At 72.8% G+C, this 15334-nt stretch carries 12 protein-coding genes; 6 read left to right on the top strand and 6 right to left on the bottom strand.

Annotation, left to right across the window (positions count from 1 at the left end):
* Positions 1-8: 8 nt before the first annotated feature.
* The 3 genes from tsaD to AB0J24_RS13955 form a co-directional block, all read right to left on the bottom strand.
* Positions 9-1118, bottom strand: coding sequence for a tRNA (adenosine(37)-N6)-threonylcarbamoyltransferase complex transferase subunit TsaD (gene tsaD / locus AB0J24_RS13965; protein ID WP_358680430.1), 1110 nt, complete (start codon positions 1116-1118; stop codon positions 9-11).
* A 68-nt stretch (positions 1119-1186) separates the two neighbouring features.
* Positions 1187-2242, bottom strand: coding sequence for an oligopeptide/dipeptide ABC transporter ATP-binding protein (locus AB0J24_RS13960; protein WP_358680427.1), 1056 nt, complete (start codon positions 2240-2242; stop codon positions 1187-1189).
* Positions 2239-3327 carry an ABC transporter ATP-binding protein gene (locus tag AB0J24_RS13955; RefSeq protein WP_358680424.1) on the bottom strand — a complete coding sequence of 363 codons (1089 nt, stop codon included), beginning with the start codon at positions 3325-3327 and terminating at the stop codon, positions 2239-2241. The genes AB0J24_RS13960 and AB0J24_RS13955 overlap by 4 nt, the downstream gene beginning before the upstream one ends.
* Before the next feature lie 467 nt (positions 3328-3794).
* On the opposite strand from AB0J24_RS13955, the gene AB0J24_RS13950 reads away from it, so the two are divergent.
* The 5 genes from AB0J24_RS13950 to AB0J24_RS13930 all read left to right on the top strand — a co-directional run bounded on the left by AB0J24_RS13950 (position 3795) and on the right by AB0J24_RS13930 (position 9432).
* A complete protein-coding gene (locus AB0J24_RS13950; RefSeq protein ID WP_358680421.1) occupies positions 3795-5411 on the top strand; it encodes an ABC transporter substrate-binding protein in 1617 nt (538 codons plus the stop codon).
* A gap of 101 nt (positions 5412-5512) precedes the next feature.
* Positions 5513-6439, top strand: a complete 927-nt coding sequence (locus AB0J24_RS13945; RefSeq protein WP_358680418.1) for an ABC transporter permease — start codon at positions 5513-5515, stop codon at positions 6437-6439.
* A 28-nt stretch (positions 6440-6467) separates the two neighbouring features.
* Entirely contained in the window at positions 6468-7385 is a 918-nt protein-coding gene (locus tag AB0J24_RS13940) for an ABC transporter permease (protein WP_358680574.1), read from the top strand.
* Positions 7385-8425 (top strand): ABC transporter ATP-binding protein, encoded by a 1041-nt coding sequence (locus AB0J24_RS13935; RefSeq protein WP_358680415.1) that lies wholly within the window; start codon positions 7385-7387, stop codon positions 8423-8425. The genes AB0J24_RS13940 and AB0J24_RS13935 overlap by 1 nt, the downstream gene beginning before the upstream one ends.
* Entirely contained in the window at positions 8422-9432 is a 1011-nt protein-coding gene (locus AB0J24_RS13930; RefSeq protein WP_358680412.1) for a dipeptide ABC transporter ATP-binding protein, read from the top strand. Before AB0J24_RS13935 ends, AB0J24_RS13930 begins: the two co-directional genes overlap by 4 nt.
* 50 nt (positions 9433-9482) lie before the next feature.
* Here AB0J24_RS13930 and AB0J24_RS13925 read toward each other — a convergent pair whose 3' ends face one another.
* Entirely contained in the window at positions 9483-11345 is a 1863-nt protein-coding gene (locus AB0J24_RS13925) for an ABC transporter substrate-binding protein (protein ID WP_358680410.1), read from the bottom strand.
* A gap of 142 nt (positions 11346-11487) precedes the next feature.
* The gene (gene typA / locus AB0J24_RS13920; RefSeq protein ID WP_358680572.1) at positions 11488-13383 is read right to left on the bottom strand and encodes a translational GTPase TypA; all 1896 of its coding nucleotides are present in this window, start codon (positions 13381-13383) and stop codon (positions 11488-11490) included.
* A 124-nt stretch (positions 13384-13507) separates the two neighbouring features.
* On the opposite strand from typA, the gene AB0J24_RS13915 reads away from it, so the two are divergent.
* Complete coding sequence (locus AB0J24_RS13915) at positions 13508-13657, top strand: hypothetical protein (protein WP_358680407.1); 150 nt, start codon at positions 13508-13510, stop codon at positions 13655-13657.
* Positions 13658-13978: 321 nt separating this feature from the next.
* Here the strand turns inward: AB0J24_RS13915 and AB0J24_RS13910 are convergent, their stop codons facing one another.
* Positions 13979-15058, bottom strand: coding sequence for a type IV toxin-antitoxin system AbiEi family antitoxin domain-containing protein (locus AB0J24_RS13910; RefSeq protein WP_358680404.1), 1080 nt, complete (start codon positions 15056-15058; stop codon positions 13979-13981).
* Positions 15059-15334 lie beyond the last annotated feature (276 nt).

Below are 15334 nucleotides of genomic sequence, written 5' to 3'. Positions count from 1 at the left end.
GGTGGAGCTTACGAGGCGGTGATCGACCCCGCCGCCACGGAGGTGGGCAGCGGGTGGAGCGCGGCCTCCCCGTCCGCGGGAGGGAGAGGCACCGAGGCACCGGTCAGCGGCACCGTGGGCACCGCCGTGGTCGCCAGCCCGTCCGGTTCGATCCCGGCCCGTACCAGCAGGTCCCCCAGCGCGGCGATCATCGCGCCGTTGTCGGTGCACAGCCGGGGCGCGGGCACCCGCAGCGTGATCCCGGCGGCGGCGCAGGCACGTTCCATCTCGGCGCGCAGCACCCGGTTGGCGGCGACCCCGCCGACCATCAGCAGGGTGTCCGCGCCGCGCTCGGCGCACGCCCGCAGCGCCTTGCGCACCAGGACGTCGACCACGGCCATCTGGAACGACGCCGCCACGTCGGGCACCGGAACCGGGCGCCCGGCGTCCTGGGCGGCCTCCACGTGCCGGGCGACGGCCGTCTTCAGCCCGGAGAAGGAGAACCCGAACGCCGCGTCGCGGGGCCCGGTCATCGGGCGCGGGAAGGCGACCGCGGCCGGGTCGCCGTCGAGCGCGGCCGCCGACACCGACGGCCCGCCGGGGTAGGGCAGACCGAGCAGCCGGGCGACCTTGTCGAACGCCTCCCCCGCCGCGTCGTCGACGGTGTCGCCGAGGTGCTCGACCGGGTCGCGGGCCAGGTCGCCGAGCGAGAGCAGCGAGGTGTGCCCGCCGGAGACGATCAGGCAGACGCAGCGGGCCGGCAGCGGCCCGTGTTCCAGGACGTCGACGGCGGCGTGCCCGGCGAGGTGGTGCACGCCGTAGAGCGGGACGTCCAGCGCCGTCGCGTACGCCTTCGCGGCGGCCACGCCGACGTGCAGCGCCGGGGACAGCCCGGGGCCCGCGGTGACCGCGACGGCGTCGACGTCGGACAGCGACACCCCGGCCGCGGCGACGGCGGCGCGCACCATCGGCACCACGGCATTCACGTGCGCGCGGGCCGCGACCTCGGGGACGACGCCGCCGAAGCGGACGTGTTCGTCCGCCGACGAGGCCAGGCCCTCGCCGAGCAGCACCCCGTCCGCGACGAGACCGGCCCCGGTCTCGTCGCACGACGTCTCGATCCCCAGCACCAGCGACACGCCGTCCAGTCTCGCACCGGGCAGCGTGTCGGCGCAGTGCACCCGCCCCGCCCAGCAGTGCCCGGGGTTTACAGCAGCGCGCGGGCCTCGGCGTAGTGGCACGCCACCGGGTGCCCGCCGCCCCGGTCGACGAGCGCGGGCTCCTCGTCGACGCACCTGCTCCGCTCCCCCGTGGTGAGCGCGTCGGCGAACGTCGGGCAGCGGGTGCGGAACCGGCAACCGGACGGCGGGTCGGCGGCGCTGGGCAGCTCACCGACCACGGTGACCCGTTCCCGGGCCCGCTCGCGGCGCGGGTCGGGCAGCGGGATCGCCGAGATCAACGCCTGGGTGTACGGGTGCGCGGGCGCCCCGAACAGCGTCTCCGCCGGCCCGGTCTCGACGATCTTGCCCAGGTACATGACGGCGATCCGGTCGGCGATGTGCCGCACGACCGACAGGTCGTGCGAGACGAACAGGTACGACAGCCCGCGCTCGGCCTGCAGCTCCTGCAGCAGGTTGAGCACGCCGGCCTGGATCGACACGTCCAGCGCGGACACCGGCTCGTCGAGCACGATCAGCCGCGGCTGCAGGGCCAGCGCGCGGGCGATCCCGATCCGCTGCCGCTGGCCGCCGGAGAACTCGTTCAGGTAACGGGTGCCGTGCTCGGGTCGCAGCCCGACGGTGTCCATGAGGTCGCGGACCCGCCGCCGGCCGTCCCCGCCGAAGCTGCCGTGGATCCGCAGCGGCTCGGCGATCAGTTCCTGCACCGGCATCCGCGGGTCCAGCGAGGCGTACGGGTCCTGGAACACGAGCTGCATCTCGCGGCGCAGCGCCCGCATCCGCGCCCCGGACAGGCCGGTGATCTCGCGGCCGTCGAACCGGACCTCACCGGACGTCGCCGGGACCAGGTTCAGCACGACCCGCGCCAGCGTCGACTTCCCGCAACCGGACTCGCCGACCAGCCCGAGCGTCTCGCCCTCGACGATGTCGAACGACACGTCGCTCACCGCCCCGACGGCGCCGACCTGCCTGCGGAGCAGGCCGCCGGAACGGATCGGGAAGGTCTTCACCACGTGGCGGGCCGACAGCAGCGTCGCCGCCGCCCGGCGCCCCGGTGTGACCGGCGTGGTCGCCGCACCGCTCACCGGGGCCCCTCCGCCGCGACCGTGGCCTCCGGGTCGGACACGGCGCCGATGTCACCGGCCGCGCCCGGGGCGAACACGTCCTGCGCCACCGCGCCCGACACCTGCGCCGAGTGGTGACAGGCGGCGAGATGATCGACTGCGGAGCCACCGACGGCCGTCAGCTCCGGCTCGGTGTCCCGGCAGAGATCGGTGGACAGCGGGCAGCGCGGCGAGAACGGGCAGCCGGGCGGCAGGTCGACCACCGACGGCGGCGCACCGGGGATCGGGGTCAGCCGCTCGGCGGGCCGGTCGAGCCGGGGCAGGGCGCCGAGCAGACCCAGCGTGTAGGGCATCCGCGGCTCGTAGAAGACCGGTTCGACGTCACCGGTCTCGACGAGCTTCCCGGCGTACATCACCATCACCCGGTCCGCCTGGCCCGCGACCACCCCGAGATCGTGGGTGATCAGCACCATCGCGGCGCCGGTCGCCGCCCGTGCGGCCTGCAGGGCCTGCAGCACCTGGGCCTGGACGGTCACGTCGAGGGCGGTGGTCGGCTCGTCGGCGATGATCACGTCCGGGTCGTTGGCCATCGCGATCGCGATCACCACGCGCTGCCGCATCCCGCCGGAGAGCTCGTGCGGGTACGACGAGATGCGCTCCCGCGGGTTCGGGATGCGAACCAGGTCGAGCAGCTCGACGGCCCGCTCCCGGGCGTGGGCTCTGCTCACCGCACGGTGGGCGAGCACTGCCTCCTCGATCTGGTAGCCGACCGGGTAGACCGGGTTCAGCGAGTTCATCGGGTCCTGGAAGATCATCGCGATGCGCTCGCCGCGGATCCTGTTCAGCTCGTCGTCCGACAGAGTCAGCAGGTCCCGGCCGTCGAAGGTGATCGAGCCCGCCACCTGCGCGGTCGGGGGCAACAGTCCCATCACCGCGAGTGAGGTCACCGACTTCCCGGACCCGGACTCGCCGACGATGCCGAGGACCTCACCACGCCGCAGCCGGTAGTCGACCCCGCGGACGGCGCGGACGGGGCCCTCCGGTCCGGGAAAGGTGACGGTCAGACCCGAGACGTCCAGCACCGTCTCCCCCGCTGCTCTGCTCACCGGCACACCTTCGTCTGTCGCGGGTCGAGCGCGTCACGCAGGCCGTCGCGGACGATGTCGTTCGTGAGCGCGACGTCGATGATGAAGACCTTCGTCGTCGAGAACAACCGGCGCGGGCCCCGTGGGTAGGTGATCCAGGGCGGCCGACAGCTGACGGGATCGTGACCAAACGGTGACCGCGAGACGGACGCCGAGGTCACGGGGTGGATCGGCGCCGCGCAGGGGTGCGACCGCCCGGCATCGGCCCTACCCTGCCCCGACCAGCGTTTGGTACACATGTACCACTCACGACCCGGGTCGACCGGAGCGCCCACGAGGACCGGAACGCCCATACGCCGCCGCCGCGCCCCGTGCAACTGATTTGTAACCTACTCGACGGTTCGTGGCGGCTACTGTCCCAAGCCACAGTCGCCCGTCCGGCCGTGCCATCACCCCCGCACGGCCCACTGCACAGAAACCGGTACCTGATGCGAACACGCCGAGCTGCAGCGCTCCTCGCGCTGTCCCTCTCCACCACACTGGTCCTCAGCGCCTGCGGCGGAGGCGGCGGGGACGCCGCCGGAGACGCCCAGGGCGACGCACCCACGATCTCGGTGTTCGGCACCGAGCCGCAGAACGCGCTGCTTCCCGGCAACACCCGGGAGACCGGCGGCAGCAAGATCGTCGACGCGCTCTGGTCCGGCCTGGTCGCCTACACCCCCGAGGGCGAGGTCGAGAACGTCGTCGCCGAGTCCATCGAGACCACGGACTCGCAGAACTTCACGATCACCATCGAGGAGGGCTGGACCTTCCACGACGGCACCCCGGTCACCGCGCAGAGCTTCGTCGACGCCTGGAACTACGTGGCGTACGCGCCCAACGCGCAGTCGAGCACCGCGTTCTTCTCCGACATCGCCGGTTACGCCGACGTCGCGCCGGCGGAGGGCGAACCGACCGCCGAGACCATGTCCGGCCTGCAGGTGGTCGACGACCGCACGTTCACCGTCGCGCTCAGCGCGCCGTCACCGGTCTTCGAGACCACGCTCGGCGACGTCGCATTCTTCCCGATGCCGGAGTCGTTCTTCGCCGATCCGGCGGCGTTCGAGGAGAACCCGATCGGCAACGGGCCGTTCCGGTTCGAGTCCCGGGTGCCGGACCAGAACGTGACCCTCACCCGCTACGCCGAGTACGGCGGCGACGACGCCACGACCAACATCGGTGGTGTCGAGTTCCGGTTCTACGCCGACAGCGAGGCCGCCTACCAGGACGTCGTCAGCAACAACCTCGACTTCCTCGAGACCATCCCCGGATCGGCCCTGATCGACAACATCTACCAGCAGGACCTCCCGGAGCGGAACGGCAACCAGCCCTACGCCGGGATCAACACGATGTCGTTCCCGATCTACGAGGAGCGCTACGCCGATCCGCAGCTGCGCCAGGCGATCTCGATGGCGGTGGATCGCCAGGCGATCATCGACAACGTCTACAACGGACTCGTGGAGCCGGCCACCGGGGTCGTCCCGGCCGGTGTCCCGGGTTACGTCGCCGACCAGTGCGGTGAGCTCTGCACCTTCCAGCCCGAGCGCGCGAAGCAGCAGTTCGACGCGTCCGGGTTCGACGGACCGATCGAGCTGATCTCCAACGTGGACTCGGCGATCAACCGGGAGTGGATGCAGGCCGCCTGCATCAGCATCACCAACACCCTCGGTGTCGAGTGCAACTTCGTGCCGGTGCCGACGTTCGCCGAGTTCCTCGAGCAGCGCCAGTCGCAGTCGCTGACCGGCCTCTGGCGCTCCGGTTGGATCGCCTCTCAACCGACGATGGAGTACGTGCTGGAGCCGCAGTACGTCACCGGTGCCGAGAACAACGACGGCCTCTACTCGAACCCCGAGTTCGACGCGCTGGTCGAGCAGGGCAGCCGGGCCGCCAGCATCGAGGAGGCCCAGGCGCTGTGGGCCGAGGCCGAGCGGGTGCTGCTGCAGGACATGCCGAGCGTGCCGATCAACAACCAGGCCGCGCAGTTCGGCTGGTCGGAGCGGCTGGACAACGTCGAGATGAACTACGGCCGCGAGCTCGAGCTGCGGACGGTCACCGTCCAGGAGTGACGCACCACTACCACCACCGCCGGCGGCCGGATCACCATCCGGCCGCCGGCGCACGTGCCCGGCGCGAACCGCCGGGCGTGTCCCGAACCCGGAGGTGACCCGTGGGGCGCTATGTCCTGCGACGACTCCTGCAACTGGTGCCGGTCTTCCTCGGCACCACCTTCCTCATCTACTTCATGGTCTGGGCGCTGCCCGGTGATCCGCTGGCCGGCAAGTGCGGCGACCAGGCCTGCCCGCCGGCGTTCATCGAGCAGCTGCGCGCCGAGTACGGACTCGACCAGCCGCTCGTCGTCCAGTACCTCTCCTACCTCGGCGGGCTGCTGCAGGGCGACTTTGGCGAGAACTTCCGCGGTCAGGAGGTCGGCACCCTCATCGCGAACACCTACTCGGTGACGATCAAGCTCGCCCTGGTCGCGCTGGTCATCCAGGCCGTCATCGGCCTCACCGCGGGTGTTCTCACCGGCCTGCGCCCGGGCGGCTACCTGGACAACGTCGTGCTCACCGCGACGCTGTTCCTGGTCGCCGTCCCGGTGTTCGTCACCGGTTACGTGCTGCAGGCCGTCCTCGGACTGCGGCTGGGGCTGATCCCGCCGACGGTCCCCGCGGACCCGGGGTTCACCGACCTGATCGTGCCCGGTTACGTGCTGGGCAGCCTGTCGCTGGCCTACGTAGCGCGATTGACCCGGACCTCGATCGCGGAGAACTCGCGGGCCGACTACGTCCGCACCGCGACCGCGAAGGGCCTGACCCGGCGCCGTGTCGTCGGGGTGCACCTGACCCGCAACTCCGCCATCCCGGTCATCACGTTCCTGGGCGCCGACTTCGGCACCCTCATGGGCGGGGCGATCGTGACCGAGGGGATCTTCAACATCCGCGGGATCGGCGGACTCGTGTTCGAGTCCATCCAGCGCCTCGACGGCGTCGTCGTCACCGGCGTCGTCGTCCTGCTGGTGATGGTGTACCTGCTCGCCAACCTGCTGGTGGACGTCACCTACGCCCTGCTCGACCCGAGGATCCGCCTTGACTGACCCGACCACCGCGACGTCGGACAAGCCCGTGGTGGCCACCGGCGCCGCCGCCTCCCCCGCCACCGCAACCGCACCCACCCGCACCCGCAGTCTCAGCGCGGACGCCTGGTACGACCTGCGGCGCCGTCCGCTGTTCATCGTCGCCGCCACCCTGATCGGGACGCTGCTGGTCCTCGCCGCGTTCCCGCAGCTGTTCACCTCCGTCGACCCGACCGTGGGCGATCTGTCGCGGGCCCGGCAGGGCCCGTCGGCCGAGGCCTGGTTCGGGTACGACCAGCTCGGTCGGGACGTCTACGCGCGGACCATCTACGGCACCCGGGTCTCGATCGTGGTGGGGGTCCTCGCCACCACCGTGGTCGTGCTCGTCGGGGCCGTCGTCGGGCTCGTCGCCGGCTTCGCCGGCGGCTGGGTCGACTCGCTGCTGGCCCGCATCGCGGACGTCTTCTTCGGGGTGCCGTTCATCCTGGGCGCGATCGTCGTGCTCTCCACCTTCCGCCTCGCGGTCGGGCAGAGCGTGATCGGCATCAGCGCCCTGGTGATCGGCACGATCGGCCTGCTGTCCTGGCCGATCACCATGCGGATCATGAGATCGGCCGCGATCGCCGCCCGCAACCAGGACTACGTCAAGGCGGCCAGGGCGCTCGGTGCCTCCCCGTTGCGGATCATCCGGCGGCACATCCTGCCGAACACCATCGCCCCGGTCCTGGTGTACGCCACGATCGCGCTGGGCGCGTTCATCGGGGCGGAGGCCACGCTGTCGTTCCTGGGGGTCGGGCTGCGCGATCCCGTCGTCTCCTGGGGCGTGATGATCTCCGAGGCGCAGAGCTACCTGCGCACCTCGCCGCACCTGCTGCTGTTCCCCGGTGCGTTCCTGGTGGTCACGGTGCTGGCGTTCGTGCTGCTCGGCGACGCGGTCCGCGACGCCTTCGACCCGAAGGGACGCTGATGAGCACCCGGACGACCACACAGACGGACGCCGGAGCCGTCACCGACCGCGGCCCGGACGGCGTCCCGCTGCTCGAGGTGGACGACCTGCACGTCGAGTTCCACACCCGCGACGGTGTGGCCACCGTCCTCAACGGCGTGAACTACCACGTCGGCGCCGGTGAGACCCTCGCCGTGCTGGGCGAGTCCGGTTCGGGCAAGTCCGTCACCGCGAACACGGTGATGGGCATCCTGCCGGTGCCGCCGGCCCGGATCACCTCCGGTGCGGTCCGCTACCGCGGCGAGGAGCTCTTGACCGCGGACGACGAACGTCGCCGGGAGCTGCGCGGTGAGCACATCGCGATGATCTTCCAGGACGCGCTGTCCGCGCTGAACCCGGTGTTCACCGTCGGCTTCCAGATCGGCGAGCAGCTGCGCACCCGGCGCGGGATGAGCCGGCGCGACGCCAGGGCCCGGGCCGTCGAGCTGCTCGACATGGTCGGCATCCCGGGCGCGAAACAGCGCGTGACCAGCTTCCCGCACGAGTTCTCCGGCGGGATGCGGCAGCGCGCGATGATCGCGATGTCGCTGGCGCTCGATCCGGACGTGCTGATCGCCGACGAGCCCACCACCGCCCTCGACGTCACCGTGCAGGCCCAGATCATGGACCTGCTGGCCGACATCCAGCGCGAGCGGGAGATGGGCATGATCCTGATCACCCACGATCTCGGTGTCGTCGCCGAGGTCGCGGACCGGATCGCGGTGATGTACGCGGGCCGGATCGTCGAACAGGGCGACGTGCACCAGCTGTTCGCGAAGCCCTGCCACCCCTACACCGAGGCCCTGCTGGCCTCGATCCCGCGCCTGGACAGCAAGGGCACCCAACTGCAGGCGATCAGCGGCCTGCCACCGACCCTGACCCGGATCCCGCCCGGCTGCCCGTTCCATCCGCGCTGCCCACGCGCACGCGACGAGTGCCGGGAGATCGACCCGCCGCTGCTGGCGCTGCCCGGTGGGCGCGCCTCGGCGTGCCTGTTCGCTGAGGAGCTGGCCCAGTCATGACCGCACCCGAACCGATCCTCGAGGTCGACGACCTCGTCAAGCACTTCCCGGTCAAGATCGGCGCGGTGATCAAGCGGACCGTCGGCCACGTCCGCGCCGTCGACGGGGTGTCGTTCACCCTGAACAAGGGCGAGACCCTCGGCATCGTCGGCGAATCGGGCTGCGGCAAGTCGACGCTGGCCCAGGTGCTGATGCGATTGGAGCCGCCGACCGCGGGCTCCGTGCGGTTCCACGGCGAGGACATCTTCGCCAAGCGCGGCGCCGCGCTGCGGGCGCTGCGCCGCCAGGTGCAGATCGTGCTGCAGGACCCCTACACCTCGCTCAACCCGCGGATGACGGTCGCCGACATCGTGGGCGAGCCCTTCGAGATCCATCCCGAGGTGGCCCCCAAGGGCGACCGGCAGCGCAAGGTGCAGGAGCTGCTCGACGTCGTCGGGCTCAACCCGGACTTCGTGAACCGCTACCCGCACCAGTTCTCCGGCGGGCAGCGGCAGCGGATCGGCATCGCCAGGGCGCTCGCGCTGCGCCCGGAGGTGATCATCTGCGACGAGCCGGTGTCCGCGCTCGACGTGTCGATCCAGGCGCAGGTGATGAACCTGCTGGGTGAGCTGCAGCGCGAGTTCGGGCTGTCGTACATCTTCATCGCGCACGACCTGTCGGTGGTGCGCCACCTGTCCGACCGGGTCGGCGTCATGTACCTGGGCAAGATCGTGGAGCTCGGCACCGAGGCCGAGATCTACACCCGGGCCGCGCACCCCTACACCCAGGCGCTGCTCTCGGCCGTGCCGGTGCCCGACCCGTCGGTGCGGGAGGGGCGCTCCCGGATCCGGCTGAGCGGCGACGTCCCCAGCCCGGTGGACCCGCCCAGCGGCTGCCGGTTCCGGACCCGCTGCTGGAAGGCCACCGAGATCTGCTCGACGGAGGAACCGGAGCTGAGGGTCCGCCCCGGGGGGCACCACCCCAGCGCCTGCCACCACGCGCACGAGGAGAACCTGCTCCCCGGCTGACCCGCCCGTGGGTGGCCGCGCCGCTGCGCACGGCGCGGCCACCAGGTGGGTCAGTCGCCGGCGTCGGGCACCTCGGTGCCGGTGTCGTCCTCCTGTGAGCCCTCCGGCTCGGCCCAGGTGTGCGCCCCGGTCAGCGGTCCGGTCGCGATCGGTCCGGGGGTGACCCCGGTGGACGCGTCGGTCTCCCGGTTGCTGATCACGAGCCCCTGCGCCTGGTACAGCGGCAGCGCCGGGAGCTGGCGCCACAGCACCCGTTCCGCCTCGGCGACGACCGCCGGATCCGCCACCGAACCGGTCAGCTCGTCCAGCAGCGGCTGCAGGACGGAGAAGCAGGACGTGCCGGGCAGGTCCTCGTCGACGTCGTCGGGCGGGCAGCCGTAGGCCGAGTCCAGCCGGGGCCCGAGCGCGCCGTACGCCGGCCGGGGAGCGACGAGCACGTCGACCGCGACCGGTGACCTGCCGTCGGCCTCGGCAGTGGGTGACGTCGTGGGCACCGCGGGGGCGGGTTCGGCGGTCCGCGGTCGCGCGGCGGCCCCGTCACCGGGTGCGGGGCCCGCACCCGGTGCCGGGGTGCTGGTCGGGCTCGGCGTGGTCGGTGCGACGCTCGCGCGGGACAGCAGCTCCGGCGCGGACGGGGCGACGATCGTCGCCCTGATCCCGGCCGCGGTCAGCTGCTCGGCGACCACCCGGGCGACCTCGACGTCCTCGGTCCGTTCGGCGCCCGCACCGACCACGACGCTCAGCGGGCGGCCGCCGAGCGTCCAGGTCCCGTCCCCGCCCCGCACGTATCCGGCCTCGGTGAAGGCCGCCTCGGCGGCGGCCGGGTCCGGCTGCCCCGGCGCCCCCGGCGGTGCCGTCGGCCGGTACCCGGGGTCGGACGGGGCGGCACCGAAGGCGTCGGCGGGGACGGCCTCCGGGCTGACCCGGGCACGGATCGCGGCCCGGTCCAGCGTCGCCGCGATGCCCTCGCGGACCCGCGGGTCGGCCAGCGGGCCGTCCTGGGTGCGGAACTCCAGTTGCTGCACCGTCGGGCGCGGCCCACGCTGCACCGTCGGTGGCTCGGGCGACGCGGCCAGCACGTCGAGCGCCTGCCCGATCTCCGGGCGGGCGTCCGGCAGCGCGAGGTCGACGCCCTGGCTCTCCAGCGCGGTGGGCAGCGTCTCCGGCGGGATCCGGCGCAGCACGATCTCGTCGACCACCGCGGAGGTGTCCCAGTACGGGTCGTTGCGGACCAGCAGCACCTCACCGCGCAGCCGGTCGACCTGCATCAGCCGGAACGGCCCGCCCGAGGCCGGGACACCGTTCTCGAACGGCGCCGTCCAGCCGCCCGGGGCGTCCTTGAGGAGGTGGGCCGGCAGCAGGTTGTCGAACAGTTCCCGCCAGTGCGGGTACGGCCGGTCGAACACGACGTCGACGGCCTTGCCCGCGGCCCGCGACCGGACGTCGGTGATCTCCCGGTAGCCGGCGGCGCCGATCGTGTTCGGCTGGGTGCGCATCTGCTGCCAGAGGTACACGAAGTCCTCCGCCGCGATCGGCGCACCGGTCGACCATCCGGCCTCGACGTTCAGCTCGTAGCTGACCGTGAAGGGATCCTGCGAGGTGACCCTCGCATCGGTGGCGACGGTCCGGTCGAGCTGCGGGCTGCCGTCGGCGTCCGGGCGGAACACCGAGGGCAGCGCCATCGTCGCGATCGCCGTCGTCACCGGGGACTGGTCCGAGCGCAGGTGCGGGTTGAACCCGGGCCCCAGCTCGTCGACGCCGGCCACCACCCGGGTCGGGGTGGTGATCGGTTCGGTGGGTGCGTCGATGTCCGGCGGCGGCGCGGGCTGCGGATCGGCGCTGCACGCCACCACCGCCAGCAGGCAGGCCAGCAACAGCGCGGGGAGCGCTCGGATCGGTCGCCGTGCTCTCACGTCCGCAGTATCCCCGCCGGGCCCCGCCGCCCCGGCGCACGGGGTGCTTCGGCGGAGCCCTGCACCCGGCTCACCATGGCGTGCCGGGCCCCTCCGCACTGCTCACCGGCGCGCGCCGGGCGTCCGGGACGGTCGTCCCGGCTCACTTCGCGGCGTTGGCCGCCGCCTTGGCCCGGGACCGGGCGCGGGCCCGCAGGTTCGGGTCCAGCTCGGTCTTGCGGATCCGCACGTTCTGCGGGGTGATCTCGACGCACTCGTCGGCCGCGCAGAACTCCAGCGACTGCTCGAGGCTCAGGATCGTCGGCGGGGTGAGCTTCACCAGCTCGTCCGCGGTGGACGAACGGATGTTGGTCAGCTTCTTCTCCCGGGTGATGTTGACCTCGAGGTCCTCGGCCCGGGTGTACTCGCCGACGACCATGCCGCTGTAGACGATCGTCGTCGGGCCGACGAACAGCGTCCCCCGGTCGGCCAGCTGATCCACCGCGTAGGCGGTGACCGGGCCGGACCGGTCGGAGATCAGCGAGCCCTTGTTGCGGGTCCGGATCTCGCCGACCCACGGGCCGTACCCGTCGAAGACGTGGCTGGCGATGCCCGCACCGCGGGTGATCGTCAGGAACTCGGTGCGGAAGCCGATCAGGCCGCGGGACGGGACACGGAACTCCATCCGGACCCGGCCCTCGCCGTGCACCATGTCGCCCATCTCGCCCTTGCGGGCGGCGAGCAGCTGGGTGACGGCGCCGAGGCTCTCCTCCGGCACGTCCACCGACAGCTGCTCGAACGGCTCGTGGAGCTTCCCGTCGATGGTCCGGGTGACCACCTGCGGCTTGCCGACGGTCAGCTCGAAACCCTCCCGGCGCATCGTCTCGACCAGCACGGCCAGCGCGAGCTCGCCGCGGCCCTGGACTTCCCAGGCGTCCGGGCGCTCGGTCGGCAGCACGCGGATCGAGACGTTGCCGACCAGCTCGGCGTCGAGCCGGTTCTTCACCAGCCGCGCGGTGAGCTTCTTGCCCGGGACCGGGTCCCGCCCGGCCAGCGGCGAGGTGTTGGTGCCGATCGTCATCGAGATCGCCGGCTCGTCGACGTCGATCCGCGGCAGCGCGACGGGGTGCTCGGGGTCGGCCAGGGTGTCACCGATGGTGACCTCGGCGATCCCGGCGACGGCGACCAGGTCACCGGCGCGGGCCTCCTCGGCCGGCACCCGGGTGAGTGCCTCGGTCAGCATCAGCTCGGTGATCTTGACCCGGGGAGTGCTGCCGTCCTCCCGGCACCAGGCGACCTGCTGGCCGCGGCGCACCACGCCGGCCCGGACCCGGCAGAGCGCGATCCGGCCCAGGAAGCTGGACGCGTCGAGGTTGGTGACGTGCATCTGCAGCGGAGCGGCCGGGTCGTCCGAGGGCGGCGGAACGGTGGCCAGCAGCGTCTCGAACAGGGGCGTGAGGTCCTCGGAGTCGGGCAGCTCGCCGTCACCGGGGCGGATCCGGGACGCCCTGCCGGCCCGCCCGGAGGCGTAGACGACGGGAAGGTCCAGCAGGTGGCCGGTGACCGACTCGTCGAGGTCCAGCTCGTCGGCCAGCTCCAGCAGCAGTTCCAGGGACTCGTCGACGACCTCGGCGATCCGGGCGTCACCGCGGTCGGTCTTGTTCACCACCAGCATCACCGGCAGGCCGGCGGTGAGGGTCTTGCGGAGCACGAACCGGGTCTGCGGGAGCGGACCCTCCGAGGCGTCGACGAGCAGCACGACGCCGTCGACCATGGACAGCCCGCGCTCGACCTCGCCACCGAAGTCGGCGTGGCCCGGGGTGTCGACGACGTTGATCGTGTATCCCTGCCAGTTCACCGTGGTGTTCTTGGCGAGGATCGTGATGCCCTTCTCGCGCTCCAGGTCACCGGAGTCCATCACCCGGTCGACGAGTTCGGCGCGCTCACCGAAGGCTCCGGACTGGCGGAGCATGGCGTCGACGAGGGTGGTCTTGCCGTGGTCGACGTGCGCGACGATCGCGACGTTGCGCAGCTCGGGGCGCCCTGCCTGATCAGGCACGGCGTCGCTCTCGAGCGTGGACAGTGCATCGAGGGCCGAGGCGGAACGAGGGATGGTCACACCTCCACGGTATCCGGGGCAACCCCTGGTTCCCACGTCGGGCGCAGGTTAGCCTGGCCTCCTCATGGGCAAGGTGAAGAAGAAGTGCTGCCGGTCCAAGCCGAAGCGCTGCAAGAACTGTCCGGTCGTCGCGATGCGGTTGCGCAAGGCCGGAGCGGACGAGCTGAGCGGCAAGGCCTTCCAGCGAGCGCTCAAGATCGCACGCATCTACTGATCCGCCGACAGGCCGATGACCGGCCACGACGTCGTGACCGGACCGGTCGTCGCAGGGCGCGCGGCCCGGTGGCCGCACCCGGTCCGCCGGAGCCGCCGGCCCGCCCGGGCCGGGCATCGTCGGGTCCCGGACGTGTCCGCCGCAGCACTCGGCGACCACCCTCCTGACCTCCGGGACCATGGCCGGGATCACATCGTTGCGCTGATCACTGCGCTGCGCCGGCGCTCCCCGTTCGCCCTCTCGACGGGCCCCGGACCACCGGGCGCAGCGCGCGGTGCACGCGGGATTCATCCCGTTCCGGCCCGCGCGCCTGCTGCACGCTCATCCCGCCAGGCTTCCGGCCGTCACCCCGCCGGGCCCGTCCGGCCTGCCGCTCAGTGCCAGCCGCAGCGCCGCGAGCGTCACCGCCGGACGCAGCCACGGCTCGGCCGGGTCGAGGACGAGCACCCGCCAGCCGTGCCGGCGCAGCACGGCGTTGCGCCATCCGCGCCCGGCCCGCGCCCCGGCGTAACCGTCGATCTCCACGGCGAGCCCGGCGCCGGGGAACGCCAGCGGCAGCACGATCCCGGCCGTCTCGTGACCGCACCGCCAACCCGGCAGCCGCTCGCGTACCAGCAGGCTGCGCAGCCGGTCCACCGCACGGCGGGCCGCCCGCTGTGCCGTCGCGGCCAGCAGCCTGCCCGTCGCCGCCGAACCGTGCGCTCCGAGGTTGCGGCCGTGCGCGGCGGCCAGTGCGCCGAGATCGGGCCCGGCCCCGCAGAGCGTGCGCTCCAGCAACGCGGCCCCGGGTGTCCCGGGTTCGAGCACCGCCTCCAGCACGGCCAGGGCCGGTGCGGCGACCGACATCCCGGCATGCCCGGTGACGTCGGCCGGGCAGAGATCGCGTCTGCGCACCCGGATCCCGCCCCGGGAGCGCGGTGCGCGGTTGCGCGGGACCGTCACGGTGATCTCCGCGGGCGCGTCCGCGAGCAGGCCCCAGCACCACGCGGCCGCCGCCCCGGTCACCACCGCGTCGCGCCCCGCCCACAGCAGTGCGGCGCGGATCCGGGAGCGCTCGGTCTCCGGTCGGGCCGGGTCGCGGTACACGCGGGGGTGCACCGGCTCCCAGCACCGTCTCGCGAGCCGCCGGTCCACCGTGGCGGGGGACAGTCCGTGCGCGATCGCCTGGGCCCGGGTGACCAGGCCGTCCTGGGCGTCGATGAGCCGGTCCAGCCGCTCGGGGAGCCGCCGGGAGCTCTGCCCCGGTGCCCGGACACGTGCCGCGACGAGCAACGCCGGTCCGCCGGTCCCGGCCAGCCCGCCGGGCTCGGCCCGCCCGCCGGGTTCGGCCCGCCCGCCCGGGACGGCCGAGACGGCCGGCCCGGCCGACGCAGGGGGTGCGTCGGGCGCGGCCTCCGACACGATGCCCGCGCCGGGAGCAGCCGACGCGGCGGGCGCGGTTGGTGCAGCGGGCGCGGTTGGTGCAGTGGGTGCGGTGGATGCGGCGGGTGCGGCGGGAGCAGCCGACGCGGCGGGTGCGGTTGCTGCAGTGGGCGCGGCGGGTGCGGCGGGTGCGGTGCCTGCCTCGGGTGCGGCGGACGCGGTGGACGCGTCGTCTGTGCGGTTCCGGTTCATGTGGCTTGGACGACACCCGGGCCCGCGCGGTTCCGGTGCATCCTCGATGATCTCCACTTCGGC

The sequence above is a fragment of the Pseudonocardia sp. NPDC049635 genome, from assembly GCF_040659795.1.
Lineage (GTDB): Bacteria > Actinomycetota > Actinomycetes > Mycobacteriales > Pseudonocardiaceae > Pseudonocardia.
The sequence above is the reverse complement of the archived record's forward strand: the minus strand, read 5'-3'. Positions and strand labels throughout refer to the sequence as shown.

Excerpts from the sequence above, each read along its gene's own strand:
- AB0J24_RS13950 (WP_358680421.1), top strand. The coding sequence starts at position 3,795 with ATGCGAACACGCCGAGCTGCAGCGCTCCTCGCGCTGTCCCTCTCCACC.
- AB0J24_RS13935 (WP_358680415.1), top strand. The coding sequence starts at position 7,385 with ATGAGCACCCGGACGACCACACAGACGGACGCCGGAGCCGTCACCGAC.
- AB0J24_RS13930 (WP_358680412.1), top strand. The coding sequence starts at position 8,422 with ATGACCGCACCCGAACCGATCCTCGAGGTCGACGACCTCGTCAAGCAC.
- AB0J24_RS13915 (WP_358680407.1), top strand. The coding sequence starts at position 13,508 with ATGGGCAAGGTGAAGAAGAAGTGCTGCCGGTCCAAGCCGAAGCGCTGC.